General features: G+C 65.2%; 14 protein-coding genes and 1 tRNA gene. 12 read left to right on the top strand and 3 right to left on the bottom strand.

From position 1 onward, the window contains the following. The first annotated feature begins 266 nt into the window (after positions 1–266). Entirely contained in the window at positions 267–3,077 is a 2,811-nt protein-coding gene (locus LQD11_RS04105; RefSeq protein WP_238616378.1) for a hypothetical protein, read from the top strand. 56 nt (positions 3,078–3,133) lie between these two features. Further along, positions 3,134–4,870, top strand: coding sequence for a hypothetical protein (locus LQD11_RS04110; RefSeq protein ID WP_238616379.1), 1,737 nt, complete (start codon positions 3,134–3,136; stop codon positions 4,868–4,870). 137 nt (positions 4,871–5,007) lie between these two features. Here LQD11_RS04110 and LQD11_RS04115 read toward each other — a convergent pair. Then, positions 5,008–5,084: transfer RNA gene (locus tag LQD11_RS04115), tRNA-Pro, on the bottom strand. 83 nt (positions 5,085–5,167) lie between these two features. Further along, entirely contained in the window at positions 5,168–6,136 is a 969-nt protein-coding gene (ispB, locus tag LQD11_RS04120) for an octaprenyl diphosphate synthase (RefSeq protein ID WP_238616380.1), read from the bottom strand. Positions 6,137–6,303: 167 nt separating this feature from the next. On the opposite strand from ispB, the gene rplU reads away from it, so the two are divergent. The 4 genes from rplU (at position 6,304) to proB (ending at position 9,184) form a co-directional block, all read left to right on the top strand. Then, on the top strand, positions 6,304–6,615 hold the full coding sequence (gene rplU, locus LQD11_RS04125) for a 50S ribosomal protein L21 (protein ID WP_090207490.1): 312 nt from the start codon (positions 6,304–6,306) through the stop codon (positions 6,613–6,615). Between the two features lie 17 nt (positions 6,616–6,632). After that, positions 6,633–6,890, top strand: a complete 258-nt coding sequence (gene rpmA, locus LQD11_RS04130) for a 50S ribosomal protein L27 (protein WP_238616381.1) — start codon at positions 6,633–6,635, stop codon at positions 6,888–6,890. Positions 6,891–7,050: 160 nt separating this feature from the next. Next, positions 7,051–8,085 (top strand): Obg family GTPase CgtA, encoded by a 1,035-nt coding sequence (gene cgtA / locus LQD11_RS04135; protein WP_238616382.1) that lies wholly within the window; start codon positions 7,051–7,053, stop codon positions 8,083–8,085. Beyond that, positions 8,057–9,184, top strand: coding sequence for a glutamate 5-kinase (gene proB / locus LQD11_RS04140; RefSeq protein ID WP_008931408.1), 1,128 nt, complete (start codon positions 8,057–8,059; stop codon positions 9,182–9,184). The genes cgtA and proB overlap by 29 nt, the downstream gene beginning before the upstream one ends. A 100-nt stretch (positions 9,185–9,284) precedes the next feature. On the opposite strand, the gene rpsT is transcribed toward proB, so the two are convergent. Then, positions 9,285–9,545 (bottom strand): 30S ribosomal protein S20, encoded by a 261-nt coding sequence (gene rpsT, locus LQD11_RS04145; RefSeq protein WP_008931409.1) that lies wholly within the window; start codon positions 9,543–9,545, stop codon positions 9,285–9,287. Positions 9,546–9,771: 226 nt separating this feature from the next. Here rpsT and LQD11_RS04150 point away from each other — a divergent pair, with 226 nt between their 5' ends. The 6 genes from LQD11_RS04150 (at position 9,772) to LQD11_RS04175 (ending at position 16,802) form a co-directional block, all read left to right on the top strand. Then, positions 9,772–10,302, top strand: coding sequence for a DsrE family protein (locus LQD11_RS04150; protein WP_238616383.1), 531 nt, complete (start codon positions 9,772–9,774; stop codon positions 10,300–10,302). A 100-nt stretch (positions 10,303–10,402) separates the two neighbouring features. Continuing rightward, positions 10,403–11,956, top strand: a complete 1,554-nt coding sequence (gene murJ / locus LQD11_RS04155; protein ID WP_238616384.1) for a murein biosynthesis integral membrane protein MurJ — start codon at positions 10,403–10,405, stop codon at positions 11,954–11,956. Positions 11,957–12,020: 64 nt separating this feature from the next. Then, positions 12,021–12,977 (top strand): bifunctional riboflavin kinase/FAD synthetase, encoded by a 957-nt coding sequence (gene ribF / locus LQD11_RS04160; RefSeq protein ID WP_238616385.1) that lies wholly within the window; start codon positions 12,021–12,023, stop codon positions 12,975–12,977. A 12-nt stretch (positions 12,978–12,989) separates the two neighbouring features. Continuing rightward, positions 12,990–15,812 carry an isoleucine--tRNA ligase gene (gene ileS / locus LQD11_RS04165; protein ID WP_238616386.1) on the top strand — a complete coding sequence of 941 codons (2,823 nt, stop codon included), beginning with the start codon at positions 12,990–12,992 and terminating at the stop codon, positions 15,810–15,812. 73 nt (positions 15,813–15,885) lie between these two features. Next, entirely contained in the window at positions 15,886–16,365 is a 480-nt protein-coding gene (lspA, locus tag LQD11_RS04170) for a signal peptidase II (protein ID WP_238616387.1), read from the top strand. Continuing rightward, the gene (locus LQD11_RS04175) at positions 16,362–16,802 is read left to right on the top strand and encodes an FKBP-type peptidyl-prolyl cis-trans isomerase (protein ID WP_238616388.1); all 441 of its coding nucleotides are present in this window, start codon (positions 16,362–16,364) and stop codon (positions 16,800–16,802) included. Before lspA ends, LQD11_RS04175 begins: the two co-directional genes overlap by 4 nt. Positions 16,803–16,851: the final 49 nt, after the last annotated feature.

Genomic DNA, 16,851 nt, shown 5'->3' on the forward strand with positions numbered 1-16,851 from the left:
CATACCGATTCGGATCGGCACCAGGCCGGATTCGGATACCTGCCTCTTATCCTCAGACACCCCACCGACAGCACCGCTTATCGGTGCGACCGACCCTTTTGTCCACAGTTCATGGGGATATGGGGAACTCGGTGCTAGCTATTTAGCAGAGTCCGGCTTTTTCGGCGCTTTTTCACGCTCGCTCCCGCGTTTTTCTCAAAGACACCCGCTTTCGCCAGACAAAATCGGGTGTCGTACATGCCTCGGCCATTAAGGAGACACACCCGATGACCGTACCAAATCAAAGAAACAGGGCAAGATTCACGCCCCATGGCGCGATCACCGCGCTCAAGATCAGCAGCTCACTGGCGCTGATGGTCACACTGGCCGCGTGTGGCGGCGGTGGTGGTGGTAATGACCCAAAACCAGAGACCCCCACTCCGGGAGAACCGCCGGTATCATCGGCCGGCACCGCATTCCAGGTATCCGGCCAGATCATCGCGGGGGATGATCGCAGTGGTGCCGCCGGCGCCACCGGTGCCATTGCCTCCCAAGCCACGATGGGCGCGCGCAATCTGCGCGCGGCGCCCATCGAGGATGCCACCATCCGCGTCTGGCTCTACAACGGCTCCACCAGGGATCCGGCCAATCGGCTCAACGATGAGCCCGTCACCGGCACCACCGACGAGAACGGTCGCTTCACCCTGATCGTACCCGAAGCGTTTGGCAACGCCGACCGGATCCTGGCGGAAGTCGTTCGTGAAGGCTACATCCAGACCAGCCGAATCTTCCGCGACCTGCAGCCCGGCACCCAAGTCACCCTGGATCTGGCACTGGCGGCAGAGCAGGTGGCCGTGCAGGCCGTGGACAACGTGGTCTTCAATGCCAGCGGACAGGCCGTCCTGCAGTTCGGCGTGGTACGCCGGGGTGACGGCAGTCGTGCCGTCGTGGCCGGCGGGGCCTTGGCCGCCGCCAGCGACGATGATGTCGAGGTACAGCTGGAAATTCCGGCAGCCCGAGTGGGTGAGGGTACCAGCGCGGTGACCGCCGCCATGGCCTACTTTGATCCCAGCGTGGCCGCCGACGCGGAGGCCTTCCCCGGCGACTTTGTCGGCACCGGTAATTTCGGGGCCGAACTGGACGGCGTCACCCTGGACCCGGACGCCATCGGCAGCGGTAGCGCTTCCGGGGCACAGGAAGTGCCTGAAGAGTATCGTCTGATTTCCACCGCCTTCACCCAGCTGCGTCTGTCGGATCAGGACGGCAACAATCTGGCGGTGGACTTCGGCAACAACGACCCGGCCATCGCGTCGGAGGGCAACCCGTCGGTGCTGCTGCGCGTCCCCCCCGGCACCTACAACACCATCACCCAGGACCATGATGAAGACATGGCAGGCATCCAGGTCCCCATCTACCTGTACACCGGCGGAAGCTGGAAATATGCCGGGCCGGCCACCCTGGAGACGGACCGTGACGGCACCCTGTACGACGGTGGCGTCGATCCGGTGGCCTTCGATGGCACCCTCTACGCCCGCCTGGAGATCAACGACGGCAACAGCTGGGTCAGCTGGCTGAACATCGACTGGCCCATCGTGGTCGGTGATGTCACCGATTACTGCGCCGCGGCCGACATCCGCTTTGGCCAAGGCGATGCCACCACGCCCTTCAGCGGCACGGTGAACATCTCGCTGCCGGATGGGGGCCGCCAGTGGACCCATGTGAGCAACGGGCAGCTGCGCTTCACCACCCTGGCCGCCGACAATCTCTCCCTGGATGGCTGGGAGTTCACCCTCTGGAACCCCAGAGCCCTGCGGACGGAAACCCTGGCGATCACGCCGATCCAGGGTACTGACTGCGCAGCGTCGACCATCACCCTGGAAAACCCCTATACCTGTCGTCTGGAAGGTCAGGTCCTGCGAGGGGACACACCGGTCGCCAACCGCTCCGTCACCGCCCAGGGCGGCCGTTTCTGGCAATCCACTCGTTCCGGTCAGGATGGGGGATTTGACTTTGATGTGCCCTGCGGCGTGGACATGAACGTACGTACGGGCAATGTCCAGGCAGACTTCAACGTCAACGGCACACTCACCAATCCGGAGCTGACCGACGACGGCATCACCGTCGAAGTGGCCCTGGAGGTGCCCAATCAGGCGCCGACCCTGAGCATGTCCGCTCCCGCCACGGGCATTGTGGGCCAGTCCCTTGGCCTGCAGGTGACCGCCTGGGACGCCGACGGCGACACGATCACTCTGACCTGCGTCAGCAATAATTGCGGTGATTTCACCTCGCAGACCGCGGAAGGCGGCTACCTCAGCCGTACCATCCGGTTTGCACCAGACGCGGCGGGTGGACTGGATGTGGTGCTGGAAGCCACCGACAGCCAGGGCGCCAGCTCCGGCGAACTCAGCCGCACGATCCAGATCGATCCAGTGGGTAACCGCACCCCGCGCATCACCCGAGTCAGCCGGACCGTCGACGGACAGACCGCGGACCTGCGCTGCAGCGGCACCAGCTTCAACCTGAGCTGTGTGGACAACGGCGTCCGTGAAGGCCGCGATGTCACCTACACCGCCTATGCCCATGACCCGGATGGCGACACCCTGAGCTTTGACTGGACTCAGGGTGAACAGCCCATGGCGGTTTCGGTTCAGAGCGATGCCTTCACGATCATCGATGCCGCCAGCGGACGGATCACGGTGACGGCCAACGATGGCCAGGCTACCGCCACGGCCAACATCAACCTCACCGTAGTAGAAAATCAGCCACCGGAGATCCTCTCCGCCTCGGTCACCCCCAACACCGTTCCCGCCACGGAAACGGCGCCCGAGCGCAACGCACAGGCCATCCACCTGCGGGCACGGGCCATTGATGATTTCACCCCGGATGACGCCCTGGACTACTTCTGGGACGTGATGCTGGATGACGTCGTGGCCTGGCAGGGTGAAGGCGCCGAAACCACTATCCCGACCGGAGAACTGGCGCCGGGTCGTTACACCGTCAGACTCACCGCGGTCGACGGCGACGAGGCCGAAACCACCCGCGATCTCAGCCTGCGGGTCACCGCCGACCGGGCCGATGTGGAGGTGATCATCCAATGAGCATCCATACACAGACACCGCCCACTCTGAAAGCTCAGAACAAGGAGACAAGGGCCATGCAGACGCAGATCCCTTTCCGCAAGACCCTGCTGGCCACCCTGGTGGCCGCCGGGATCGGCCTGACCGGGTGCAACTCCGACACCGGCAACACCCAGGCACAGTCAAACGCCAACCTGCCGGGCAGTGCCGTGGTGGCGGTCAGCGCCAGGCTGCCGGGCAGCGGCGATGCCCAGGCAAGCTACATCGATCCCGCAACCCAACTGATCGAGGTCCGTGCCTTCCCCTTCCCCTACGGCTCCTGGGATGAACTGGCGGAGCGCCTCGGCGACTTCGACCGTGGCTACCATGGTGATCAGGAAGGGCTTTGGATAGACTGGGAAAATCCAGTCAACAGCACGACCCTCACTGCCGACAACCCCCGAGGCGAGATCGCCCTTACCCCGGGTACCTACCTGATTGTGGCCGGCAGCTGGTCTGATGGCGACACATCGGGCGACCCCCTCTCGGGCAGCGCGACCCTGGTGAACCTGGACAAGGGCGAGCATCAGGTGGCGTTGAACATGCTGCGTGCCACCTGGGACATCGACGGCACCCTCAACCTGCAGGAACTGAACAATGCCCGGGGGTTTGACTGGGCGCCGGGCCGCGCCGGCACCCAGAGCCCGGCGGCGATGCTGGGCCTGGGCAACCGGCTCACCGGAGTGCACATCCTGTTCAAGGGCGGGGACGAGCACCATTACGACTGGGAAGACAGCTTCTTCGGCCTGGGATTCCTGCCGGGCCTGTCCCAGGGCGTGGTCTGGGGCACCAACACCGACCAGGGCTGGGTGACACCCGGCTGGGGCTGGGATGAGGCATGGGACGAAGACGACGAATTCAACGATGAAGAATCCGTCGGAATCGACTGGTACGTGGGCAGTACCGGCGCCCTGCTCCAGGACTATGCCCCGGAATCCGGCAACCGGGCCTTCGTGGTGCTGCCCGAGATGTATATCGAGGCCTATCGCGACAACTGGCAAGAGGATGAATGGCAATGGCGGGAAGCCGGCCTGTTCGCCCTGAGCCTCCCCATGCTGGAAATGCTTGATGGAGACAACGAGTACTCCAGTACCTACCAGACCCAGGTCTGCGACCCGGACGGTCTCAACTGTGAATTACGCTGGGTCGCCTGGCAGTCGGTGGATCAGGACCTGTCGGATCTTCCCTTCGATCCGGCCACCTTGCCGGCAGGGGCCATCACCAATGGTGACACCATCGAGGTGACCTTGGTCGAATGGCAGGACCTTGACTGGGTCACGGACGGAACATGGGTGGAAAGGGACGCCCCCCCCACCCTGGATCGGGATGCCCCGAGCCCTGCCCGAGCCACGGCCGCCGCCCAGCGCCAGGCCCATCAGGCAGACAAGCAGACGCGTCTTGGCCAGGCCCTACAACGGGCCAGGTTTGCCCAACAGCAGACCCCCGGCAGTGCCGTCACCACCAATTGCTACACCATCGCGTTCGAGGACCTTTACTGGAACGCGCAGTTCATCTGGGACGAGGAACGTGGCCAGTGGATACCCGGCACACTGGAGTGGACATCCTTCGGTCAGGCTTTTTTCCATGAAAACCAGTTCCGTGACCCGGAAACCGGTGAACTGCAGGACACGTTCTTCGCCGAGACCAGCAGTGGCGAGACCCGTGCCTGTGTCCACGAAGTCACCCTCAAGGCCAGACAGCTGGATGCCGGCTTCCAGGAGAGCTTCCCCGGATTTTTCGGTGACGGCTCTGACACCACCCCGATACTTCGGTGACGCCGCCCCTGAAACCTCACGGGGCTAGCCACTGACATTCCGACGACACCAGGCCCGGCTCAGTCCGGGCCTTTTTTGCGCCTGAATTCACGCATGAAAAAAGCCCCGACACTTTCGTGTCGGGGCTTTTTCGATACTGGTCGGAGTGAAAGGATTCGAACCTTCGACCCCCGCCTCCCGAAGACGGTGCTCTACCAGGCTGAGCTACACTCCGTAAACTGACTCTCGGGCCGTTGGCCCCGGGAAGCTGCGTATTCTGCTACGAGATGCGTAAAAAGTCCAACATCTCATTCAATGCTAGAACACACGCCCCACGGAAAAATGGGCCAGGGCAGCCATGGCATCCCGGTGGGGGCTGGGGGGCAGCACCGACAGGCTCTCCACCGCCCGCCGGGCCTCGGCCTCGGCCACCTGGCGGGTGTAGTCGATGGAGCCAGTGGACTGGATGACTTTCAGCACCCGGTCCGCATGCTCCCGCCCGCCCTGCTCGATGGCTTCGCGGATCACGGCGGCGTCTTCGGCATTGCCCACTCGCATGGCATGGATCAGCGGCAGGGTGGGCTTGCCTTCGGCCAGGTCGTCGCCCATGTTCTTGCCCATCTCCTCCTTGCTGCTGCTGTAGTCCATCACGTCGTCGATGAGCTGGAAGGCGGTGCCCAGATGCATGCCGTAGGCCGCAAGGGACGCTTCCGCCGGATCCGGCAACTCCGCCAGCACCGGCCCCAGACGACTGGCGGCATCGAACAGCTTGGCCGTCTTGGACTGGATCACGTGCATGTAGCGCGCTTCCGTGGTGTCCGCGTCGTGGCAGTTGATGAGCTGCATCACCTCGCCCTCGGCGATGGTGCTGGTGGTATGGGAGAGGATCTGCATGGCACGCATGTTGCCGATGGCCACCAGACGCTCGAAGGAACGGGAATAGAGATAATCCCCCACCAGGACGCTGGCCTCGTTGCCGAACAGGGCGTTGGCCGTCTCGCGCCCCCGGCGCAGTTCCGAAGCGTCCACTACGTCGTCATGCAGCAGCGTGGCGGTGTGAATGAACTCGATCACCGCCGCCAACTCGATGTGATGTCGGCCCTGGTAGCCACAGGCACCGGCGGAAAGCAGCACCATCATGGGCCGCAGCCGCTTGCCGCCGCCACTGATGATGTAGTGGCCCAGCTGGTTGATGAGCACCACCGGAGAGGACAGCAGCTCCAGGATGCAGGCATCCACCGCCTTCATGTCATCGGCGATCAGGTCGCGAATCTGGTTAAGGTCCATGGGTGGTAATCGTTCGCTCGGGCAGGAAACCTCGGGCATGCTAGGAAGCGAGCTGTTCAGTGTCAAGGCGTGTCCTGGGGTTTTGGTGTTTTCAGTATTTGACCACTGCTTGCGGTCAAGGTAAACTTCCGCGTCTTTGGATTCGACCCTTTCTGGAGATCAACAAGATGTACGCGGTTATCGCTACCGGTGGCAAGCAGTACCGGGTTGCCCAAGGTGACGTGATCCGGGTCGAGAAGCTCGACGCGGAATCCGGCGCCTCAGTGGAATTCGACAACGTCCTGCTGGTCGGCAGCGGCGAAGACGTCAAGGTTGGCGCACCCTTCGTGGAAGGCGGCAAGGTGACCGCGTCCGTCAAGTCCCATGGACGTGCCGACAAGGTGGAAATCATCAAGTTCCGTCGTCGCAAGCACTCCCGCAAGCGCATGGGGCATCGCCAGCATTTCACCGAGGTGGAGATCACTTCCATCTCCGGTTGATGAAGAGGTAACTTGAAATGGCACACAAGAAGGCAGGCGGCAGCACTCGTAACGGCCGCGACTCAGAAAGCAAGCGCCTTGGCGTCAAGCGCTTCGGCGGTCAGATCGTGCTCGCGGGCAACATCCTGGTCCGTCAGCGCGGCACCCAGTTCCACCCCGGCGTGAACGTGGGCTGCGGCAAGGATCACACCCTGTTCGCCAAGACCGACGGCAAAGTGGTGTTCGAGACCAAGGGTCCGAAGAACCGCAGGTTCGTGAGCGTGGTACCGGCCTGACCGGTCACCCGCAGGGTCGAGACATACCCTCGAAAAGCCCCGGTTTCCGGGGCTTTTTTCGTCACGGACCTCGACCCGACGGCCTGACAGGACCGGCCGATGGGACTATCATCCCGACTCAAGTATCGCGCCTTACCCACCCAACCCAACCGGTCATGCCATGAAATTCGTCGACGAAGCCACCATCAAGGTCAAAGCCGGTGACGGCGGTAACGGCTGCGTCAGCTTTCGCCGTGAAAAATACGTGCCCTTCGGCGGCCCCGACGGCGGCGACGGCGGCGACGGCGGCTCCGTCTACCTGGTGGCCAGCCACGACCTGAACACCCTGGCGGACTTTCGCTTCCAGCGCTTTTATGAAGCCCAGCGGGGCGAGAACGGCCGCAGCCGCAACATGACCGGCCAGTCCGGCGCCGACCTGGAGGTATCCGTCCCCGTGGGCACCCTGTGCCACGACGCGGAAACCGACGAGCTCATCGGCGACCTGGTGGAGCACGGCCAGCGCCTGCTGGTGGCCCAGGGCGGCTTTCACGGCCTGGGCAATGCCCGCTACAAGAGCTCGGTGAATCGCGCCCCGCGCCAGTCCAAGCCCGGCACTCCCGGAGAGTTGCGCCAGCTGCGCCTGGAGCTGAAGGTACTGGCGGACGTGGGCCTGCTGGGTCTGCCCAACGCCGGCAAGTCCACCCTGATATCCCAGGTCTCCGGCGCCCACCCCAAGGTGGCCGATTACCCCTTCACCACCCTGCACCCCAACCTGGGCGTGGTGCGGGTGGGCCCCCTGCAGAGCTTCGTCATGGCCGACATCCCCGGCCTGATCGAAGGCGCCGCGGACGGGGCCGGCCTGGGCATCCAGTTCCTCAAGCACCTGTCCCGCAATCGGCTGTTGCTGCACCTGGTGGATATCGACCCACCGAACCCGGACGATACCCCGGAGCGGGCCGTCCGGATCATCGAGCACGAGATGCAGCAGTACGACCCGGAATTGCTGGAACGCCCTCGCTGGCTGGTGATCAACAAGGTCGACCTGATCCCCGCCGAAGCGCGGGAGGCACGCTGCCGGGCACTGGTGGAAGCCCTGGAGTGGACCGGCCCGGTATTCACCCTCTCCGCAGCCACCGGAGAGGGCACCGAAGCCCTGATTCAACATGTCATGAGATACCTGGAAGAACATGGCACCGACACGTCAACAGCTGGGTAAGGCCCGCCGCTGGGTCGTCAAGATCGGCTCGGCCCTGATCACCGATGAAGGCCGGGGCCTGGATCTGCCGGCCCTGGAAGACTGGGCCGAGCAGGTGGCCCGGCTGACCCAGGCCGGCCACGAAGTGGTGCTGGTGTCATCCGGCGCCGTGGCCGAAGGGATGAGCCGCCTGGGATGGATCGAGCGCCCCCACGCCCTGCACGAACTGCAGGCCGCCGCCGCCGTGGGCCAGATGGGCCTGGTGCAGGCCTACGAAAGCCGCTTCCAGCGTCACGGCCTGCATGCCGCCCAGGTGCTGCTCACCCACGAAGACCTGGCGGATCGGCGCCGCTACCTCAACGCCCGCAGCACCCTGCGCACCCTGCTGCGCCTGGGGGCCATTCCGGTGGTGAATGAAAACGACACCGTGGCCACGGAAGAAATCCGCTTCGGTGACAACGACACCCTGGCGGCCCTGGTCTGCAATCTGGTGGAAGCCTCGCTGCTGGTGATCCTCACCGATCAGCAGGGCCTGTATGACCGTGACCCCCGCACCCGGCCCGACGCCCAGCTGGTTTCCGAGGGGCTGGCTTCGGACCCGGAACTGCTCAAGCTGGTGGCCCCTACCTTCGGTCGCCTGGGCCGGGGCGGGATGGCCACCAAGCTCACCGCCGCCTCCCGCGCCGCCCGCTCCGGCACCCACACCCTGATCACCTCCGGCCGCAACCCGGCGGTGCTGGAGCGGATCGCCGCCGGCGAGGCGCTGGGCACCCTGCTGCGTCCGGACCGGGAGCCCATGGCGGCCCGCAAGCAGTGGATTGCAGGGCAACTGGTGTCCAAGGGTGAGCTGATCCTGGATGCCGGGGCCGCCCGGGTGATCCGCGAAGCCGGTCGCAGCCTGCTGCCGGTGGGCGTGACCCATGTGAAGGGTCGCTTCTCCCGGGGAGACGTGGTGACCTGCCTGGACCCGGATGGGCGGGCGGTGGCACGCGGGCTGGTGAACTATGCCGCGGACGAGGCGCGCCGGATCATGCGCCGCAAGGCGGAAGAGATCGAGTCCATCCTGGGCTATGTGGATGAGCCGGAGCTGATCCACCGGGACAACCTGGTCCTGGTTTAGGGCGGGCCGAAGGAAGAAGAGACAAAGAAAAAGCCCGGCATCAGCCGGGCTTTTTCCGAGAGATCCATCGTGACGGCCGGTAGAAACCGGCCCGCCGGCATCACATCTGGCGGATGCGGGCGTTCAGGCGGCTCTTGTGACGCGCAGCCTTGTTGGCATGAATGATACCCTTGGTGACGGTCTTGTCGATCACCGGCACGGCGGCCTGGTAGGCGGATGCCGCACCGTCCTTGTCGCCGGCACGCACGGCCTTCAGCACCTTCTTGACGGCGGTGCGGAAGCGCGAACGCGTAGCCATGTTGCGCTGGCGATTGGTCTCGGCCTGGCGGGCACGCTTGCGAGCGGAGGCGATGTTAGCCAAGGTGAATCTCCTGAAAAATCGGGTCAGTTCCGGAAAAGGACGGAAGTTTGCATGGAATGCAAGGGGATGTCAACCGCGAGCCATGCTGGGCGGGGTTATCGCGGCAGCATAACGCAATCACGGGCGGCATGGCTATCGTCCCGATGCCCGCAAGCCGACATGACCCGAACCTGAACCAAGGACAACAACACCCATGGAAGGTCATCACCACCAGAGGAGCACATACATGTCATACACCCTGTCATCCCCGGCCACCCGGCACCGGCGCGCCATCCCGGCCTGGCTGCTGCTCGGCCTGCTGGTCATTCCCCTGGCATTACCGACCTGGCAGGCCCGGGCGGCGGAGCCGGAGGCCCGCGTGGTCTATCACGCGGATTTTGCCGATCCGCGCCGCTTCAGCGCCATGCTCACCAGCATCAACAACATGGCGGTACATTATGAAAATCAGCTGACCGATCACGACATCCGTATCGTCTTCGTCGCCCACGGCATCCGCTTCCTCACCGACGATCCCATGACCGACACCCCGTTTGCCGAGGACGAGGCCCTGGCCGCCCAGCGGGAGAACCTGAAGGGACGGCTGGGCAGCCTGGTGGCGGTGCATGGGGTCAAACTGGAGCTGTGCGACATCACCCGATCCTCGGTGAACCTGCATCGTGACGCGCTCCACGAAGGCGTCACCCTGGTGCCTTCCGGCGTGGTGCGGATCGTCGAACTGCAGAACCGCAAGGGATTTGCCTACCTCAAGATCGAATGACCGGCTGACCGGGTGTGCCCCGCGTCCCGCGGGCGCACCCGACACACCGAACCCGTGATCCTGTATCGTATCGCCCCGGTCCCAGCCACCCTCCACCCCGATGAGCCGACTCCTCAAATCCACCGCCGTGGTCAGCGGCATGACCCTGATCTCCCGCCTGTTCGGCTATCTGCGGGACATGGTGCTGGCGGTGAATTTCGGCGCCAGCGGGGCCACCGACGCCTTCTTCGTCGCCTTTCGCATCCCCAATTTTCTGCGCCGCCTGTTCGCGGAAGGGGCGTTTTCCCAGGCCTTCGTGCCGGTGTTCGCCGAATACCGGGAAAAGCGCGGGGCCAAGGAACTCAAGGATCTGCTCGATCATGTCAGTGGCGCCCTCACCCTGGTGCTGTTCCTGGTCACCCTGCTGGGCGTGCTGGCGGCACCCTTGCTGATCAGCCTGTTCGCCCCGGGGTTTCACGGCGAAGACGGACGCCATGCCCTGGCCTCGGAGATGCTGCGCATCACCTTCCCCTACCTGCTGTTCATTTCCCTCACCGCCATGGCCGGCGGCATTCTGAACAGCGTGGGTCGCTTTGCCGTGCCCGCCTTCACTCCCGTGTTCCTGAACCTCTCCCTCATCGCCGCCGCCATCTGGGGCGCCCCCCTGTTCGCGGAACCGGTGGTCGCCCTGGCCTGGGGTGTATTCATCGCCGGCGCGGTACAGCTGGCCTTCCAGATCCCGTTCCTGATGCGCGTGGGCCTGCTGCCCCGCCCTCGCCTGAAACGGGCCCATGACGGGGTCCGGCGCATCGGCCGGCTCATGTTGCCGGCCATCTTCGGTACTTCGGTGGTGCAGATCAACCTGCTGGTGGACACCCTGATCGCCTCCTTCCTGGCGGCCGGTTCCATCACCTGGCTGTATTTCTCGGACCGGTTCGTGGAGCTGCCCCTGGCCCTGTTCGGCATCGCCATCGCCACGGTGATTCTGCCCCGCCTGTCCCGGGAGCATGCCGGGGAGGACCCCATGGCCTTCAGCCGCACCCTGGACTGGGCACTGCGGCTGTCGCTGCTCATCGCCATCCCCTGTGCCCTGGGCCTGATCCTGCTGGCGGCGCCGATCCTGTCCAGCCTGATCCAGTACCAGGAATTCCTGGAGAGCGACACCCGCATGGCGGCCATGTCCCTGATGGCCTACGCCGCGGGCCTGCCGGCCTTCATCCTCATCAAGATCCTGGCCCCGGGCTATTTTTCCCGGCAGGACACGAAGACACCGGTGAAGGTGGGCATCATTGCCATGGTGGCCAACATGGTGCTGAACCTGGTCATCGTGGTGCCCTGGGTCTGGATGGACTGGCCGGGTCCCCATGCCGGCCTGGCCCTGGCCACCGCTCTGTCGGCTTACCTGAACGCCGCCCTGCTCTATCGGGGCCTACGGCGGGACAAGGTGCTGCACATCCTGCCGGGCTGGACGGGGCTGTGGTGGCGGTTGCTCCTGGCGACGGGTCTGATGACGGGGCTGCTGCTGATGTTCACCCCGGAGTTGTCCCAGTGGAGTGCCTGGATCGCCCGGGAACGGGTGCTGATGCTGCTGGGCCTGATCGGCCTGGGTGCGGCCACCTATGGCGCGGCACTGCTCGCCATGGGGGTCCGACCCAGGGCCTTCCTGCTGAAATGACCGCGCAAGCCTGTCAAAGCCCGGCCGCTCCTGAGTATACTCAGCACTTTTGCGACCAACTCCCATGGAACTGATTCGCGGTGCCCACAATCTGAGGCCCCGCCACCGGGGCTCAGTAGTCACCATCGGCAATTTCGACGGCGTCCACCTGGGGCACCAGGCCGTGCTCGGGCAACTGGCCGAGAAGGGGGCGGAACTGGGCCTGCCCACCACGGTGGTGAGCTTTGAACCCCTGCCCCGGGAATATTTCACGGGCGGCGGCGCGCCGCCCCGGCTGCAGCGTTTTCGGGACAAGCTCCTGGCCATGCGGCGCTTCTCCGTGGACCGTCTGCTGTGTCTGCGCTTCAATGCCGCCCTGGCGCGGATGTCCCCGGAAGATTTCATCCGCATCCTGCTGGTGGAAAAACTGGGGGTGCGCTACCTGGTGGTGGGAGACGATTTCCGCTTCGGCAGGCAGCGCGGTGGGGATTTCCAGACCCTGAAGGATGCCGGCAGGGTCCATGGCTTCGAGGTGGCCCACATGCACACCTTTCACATCGACGGCGAACGGGTCAGCAGCACCCGCATCCGGCGGGCGCTGGAACTGGGCCGGATGGCGGAGGCGGAAAAACTGCTGGGACGCCCCTACCGCATCAACGGCCGGGTGATCCACGGCGACAAGCGAGGCAGGCCCCTGGGCTTTCCCACCGCCAACCTGCGCCTGGGACCAAGCCCCATGGCGGTGCGTGGGGTCTACGCGGTCGAGGTCTTCGGCCTGCCGGGGGAACCCCTGCAGGGGGTGGCCAACGCGGGCACCCGCCCCACCCTGGGCGGGGTACAGAACCGGCTGGAGGTCCATCTGTTCGATTTCGACGGGGATCTCTACGGCCGTCACCTGCACGTGGATCTGCTGCACCGCCTGCGGGACGAACAACGCTTTCCTTCACTGGATGCCCTGCGCGCGCAGATCACCCTGGACGCGGCACGGGCCCGGCAATTCTTCGCGGCCCCCACATCACCGGCGCCACGCGGGACCGACTGAGGTAATACGACATTGGCTGACTACAAAGACACCCTGAACCTGCCGCAGACCGACTTCCCCATGCGGGGCAACCTGGCCCAGCGGGAACCCAAGATGCTGGCGGACTGGCAGCAGCAGGATCTGTACCGGCAGATCCGCCAGGTCAGCGCGGGGCGTCCCCGCTTCGTCCTGGCGGACGGCCCGCCCTACGCCAACGGCGACATCCACATCGGCCACGCGGTCAACAAGATCCTCAAGGACATCATCGTCAAGAGCCGCACCCTGGCGGGTTTCGACGCCCCCTACGTCCCCGGTTGGGACTGCCACGGCCTGCCCATCGAACTGCAGGTGGAACGCAAGCTGGGCAAGACCGCCCGCGGCGCCGATGCCGCCAGCTTCCGTCAGGCCTGCCGCGCCTATGCCCATGAGCAGGTGGATCGCCAGCGGGAGGACTTCAAGCGCCTGGGCGTGCTGGGCGACTGGGACAACCCCTATCTGACCATGGACTATCCGGTGGAAGCGGACATCATCCGTGCCCTGGGGACGATCATCGAGCGGGGGCACCTGCTCAAGGGCGACAAACCGGTGCACTGGTGCGTGGACTGCGGCTCCGCCCTGGCCGAGGCGGAAGTGGAATACGAGGACAAGACCTCCCCCGCCATCGACGTGCGGTTCCGCACCCTGGACGACGAGGACGTCCTGCGGCGCCTCACCGTGCTGGATGACGCCGCCACCGGCCCTGTCTCGGTGGTGATCTGGACCACCACCCCCTGGACCCTGCCCGCCAACCAGGCGGTGGCCCTGCACCCGGAACTGGAATACGCCCTGGTGGCGGTCAACGGCGAGCGCCTGCTGCTGGCCAGAGACCTGGTGGAAACCGCCATGGGGCGCTACGGCTTCGAAGACTGGCGCATCGTCGGCCATGCCCGGGGCGCCCTGTTCGAGGGGATGCTGCTGCAACACCCCTTCTATGACCGCCAGGTACCGGTGATCCTGGGCGATCACGTCACCCTGGAAGCGGGGACCGGCGCCGTTCACACCGCCCCCGGCCATGGTCAGGACGACTACGTGGTGGGCAGTCGCTACAACCTGCCGGTGGATAACCCGGTGGGCGGCGACGGTCGCTTCCTGCCCACCACCGAGCTGTTCGCCGGTCAATCCGTGAACGAGGCCAACGGCCACATCCTCCAGCTGCTGCAAGACCGGGGCATGCTGGTGAAGATGGAGAAGATCCGCCACAGCTACCCCCATTGCTGGCGCCACAAGACCCCCATCATCTTCCGCGCCACCCCCCAGTGGTTCATCAGCATGGACAAGGCGGAGCTGCGGGAAACCGCCCTGACCGCCATCGACAAGGTGCGCTGGGTGCCCGACTGGGGCCGCGCCCGCATCGAGGGCATGGTGGCCAACCGCCCCGACTGGTGCATCTCCCGTCAGCGCAACTGGGGCGTGCCCATCCCCCTGTTCGTCAACAAGGAAACCGGCGCCCTGCACCCGGATACCCCTGCCCTGATCGAGGCCGTGGCCCGGCGGGTGGAACAGGCCGGCATCGAGGCCTGGTTCAGTCTGGACCCGCGAGAGCTGCTGGGTGAGGACGCGGACCGCTTCGACAAGCTTGGCGACACCCTGGACGTGTGGTTCGACTCCGGCGTCACCCACGCCACCGTCACCGAGCGCCGGGCCGGGCTGGGACTGCCGGCGGACCTCTACCTGGAAGGCTCCGACCAGCACCGGGGCTGGTTCCAGTCCTCCCTGCTCACCGCCGTGGCCATGCGGGGCGAAGCCCCCTACAAGGCGGTGCTGACCCATGGTTTCACGGTGGACGCCCAGGGCCAGAAGATGTCCAAGTCCAAGGGCAATGTGGTGGCGCCGCAGAAGGTGATGGACACCCTGGGGGCGGACATCCTGCGCCTGTGGGTGGCAGCCACCGACTACAGCGGCGAGATGGCGGTGTCCGACGAGATCCTCAAGCGTACCGCCGACGCCTACCGGCGCATGCGCAATACCACCCGTTTCCTGCTGGCCAACCTCAACGGCTTCGATCCGGCCCGGGATCTGCTGCCGCCGGAACAGATGCTGCCGCTGGATCGCTGGGCGGTGGACCAGGCCCTCAAGGTGCAGCGGCACGTGACCCAGGCCTACGAGCGCTACCAGTTCCACCAGATCTACCAGCGGGTCCACAACTTCTGCTCGGTGGAGATGGGCAGCTTCTACCTGGACGTGATCAAGGACCGCCAGTACACCACCCAGGCGGACAGCCGCGCCCGCCGTTCGGCCCAGACCGCCATGTACCACGTGGTGGAGGCCATGACCCGCTGGCTGGCCCCCATCCTGAGCTTCACCGCCGAGGAGATCTGGCAGCACATCCCCGGGGAGCGTCCGGCCTCGGTGCTGCTCACCACCTGGTATGAACACCTCTCCCCACTGCCGGAGGACGGCCCCCTGAGCGCTGCCGACTGGCACCGGGTGCTGGAAGTGCGTCAGCTCGTCAGTCGGGAACTGGAGAAGCTGCGGGCCGACGGTGGCATCGGCGCCTCCCTGGATGCCGAGGTGGACCTGTACTGTGACGGCCCCCTGGGGGAGATCCTGTCCCGTCTGGGCGATGAACTTCGGTTCGTGCTGATCACCTCCTATGCCCGGGTACAGGGCCGCGACCAAGCCCCCGCGGATGCCGTGACCACCACCCTCCCGGAGGGAGACGACCTGGCCATCCGGGTATCCCGGTGCGAACATCCCAAGTGCCCCCGCTGCTGGCATCACCGGGCAGATGTGGGAGCCGATGCCGGGCATCCCGAACTGTGCGGACGCTGCGTGGAGAATGTCGCGGGCGCAGGGGAACGCAGGACCTTTGCCTGATCGACACATCAGCCCTCACCCCACCCCCTCTCCCGCCCGCGTGAGAGGGGCGCCAACGGAAAGCGGAAAAAACATGATCAAATGGCTATGGCTGTCTTTTGCCGTGATCGTCCTGGACCAGATCACCAAGCGGATCGCGGAATACCAGCTGGTGCAGTTCGCACCCATGGAGATCCTGCCGTTTTTGAACTTCACCCTGGTCTACAACCAGGGGGCGGCGTTCAGCTTCCTTAGTGACGCCGGCGGCTGGCAGCGCTGGTTCTTCACCGTGCTTGCCATCGGCGTCAGCGTGATCCTGGTGTGGTGGATGGCCAAGCTCAAGCGGGAGGAAGTCGGAACCGCCGTGGGCCTGGCTCTGGTGGTCGGCGGCGCCATCGGCAATGTCATCGACCGGATCTGGCATGGTCATGTGATCGACTTCATCGACATGCACTATGCCGGCTACCACTGGCCCGTGTTCAACATCGCCGACAGCGCCATCACCGTGGGCGCCGTCTGGCTGATTGCCGCCAACCTGCTGCAGGGGGTCAAGCCTCCGCCCAAGGCCTCATGATCCGCCCCGGCAGCCGGGTCCGCATGCATGTCCGCCTGTGTCTGGACGACGGCACCGTGGCGGACGATACCCGCGCCGACGGGGATGAACCGGTCACCTTTACCGTGGGCGCGGGCGAACTGCTGCCGGGCCTGGAGGCCGTGGTCATGGGTCTGGCCACCGGTGACCGCCACACGGTCACCCTGCCCCCGGAACAGGCCTACGGCTTTGCCTCGCCCCGGGCGGTGCAGACCCTGCCCCACGATGATTTCCCCCGGGACCTGCCCCTCAAAGAAGGCTTGGTGCTGGGTTTCGATACCCCCACCGGGGAGCAGATCCCGGGACTGATCCGCCGGATCGGGGAAGACGGCGTCACAGTGGACTTCAATCACCCGCTGGCGGGACAGGCCGTGACGGTGACGGTGGAGATCCTGGCCGTGGACACCACCTGTTTATAACCCCTCTCTCCCCTGACAAAGGACCAATTTCAAGCAGTAAGCTGAAGAG

Source organism: Ectothiorhodospira shaposhnikovii, from assembly GCF_022227765.1.
Lineage (GTDB): Bacteria > Pseudomonadota > Gammaproteobacteria > Ectothiorhodospirales > Ectothiorhodospiraceae > Ectothiorhodospira.

Bases quoted from the DNA above. Each gene is read 5' to 3' on its own strand.
- rplU (WP_090207490.1), top strand. From the start codon at position 6,304: ATGTACGCGGTTATCGCTACCGGTGGCAAGCAGTACCGGGTTGCCCAA.
- cgtA (WP_238616382.1), top strand. From the start codon at position 7,051: ATGAAATTCGTCGACGAAGCCACCATCAAGGTCAAAGCCGGTGACGGC.
- proB (WP_008931408.1), top strand. From the start codon at position 8,057: ATGGCACCGACACGTCAACAGCTGGGTAAGGCCCGCCGCTGGGTCGTC.
- ispB (WP_238616380.1), bottom strand. From the start codon at position 6,136: ATGGACCTTAACCAGATTCGCGACCTGATCGCCGATGACATGAAGGCG.
- rpmA (WP_238616381.1), top strand. From the start codon at position 6,633: ATGGCACACAAGAAGGCAGGCGGCAGCACTCGTAACGGCCGCGACTCA.
- LQD11_RS04150 (WP_238616383.1), top strand. From the start codon at position 9,772: ATGTCATACACCCTGTCATCCCCGGCCACCCGGCACCGGCGCGCCATC.
- murJ (WP_238616384.1), top strand. From the start codon at position 10,403: ATGAGCCGACTCCTCAAATCCACCGCCGTGGTCAGCGGCATGACCCTG.
- LQD11_RS04175 (WP_238616388.1), top strand. From the start codon at position 16,362: ATGATCCGCCCCGGCAGCCGGGTCCGCATGCATGTCCGCCTGTGTCTG.
- LQD11_RS04105 (WP_238616378.1), top strand. From the start codon at position 267: ATGACCGTACCAAATCAAAGAAACAGGGCAAGATTCACGCCCCATGGC.
- lspA (WP_238616387.1), top strand. From the start codon at position 15,886: ATGATCAAATGGCTATGGCTGTCTTTTGCCGTGATCGTCCTGGACCAG.
- LQD11_RS04110 (WP_238616379.1), top strand. From the start codon at position 3,134: ATGCAGACGCAGATCCCTTTCCGCAAGACCCTGCTGGCCACCCTGGTG.
- ribF (WP_238616385.1), top strand. From the start codon at position 12,021: ATGGAACTGATTCGCGGTGCCCACAATCTGAGGCCCCGCCACCGGGGC.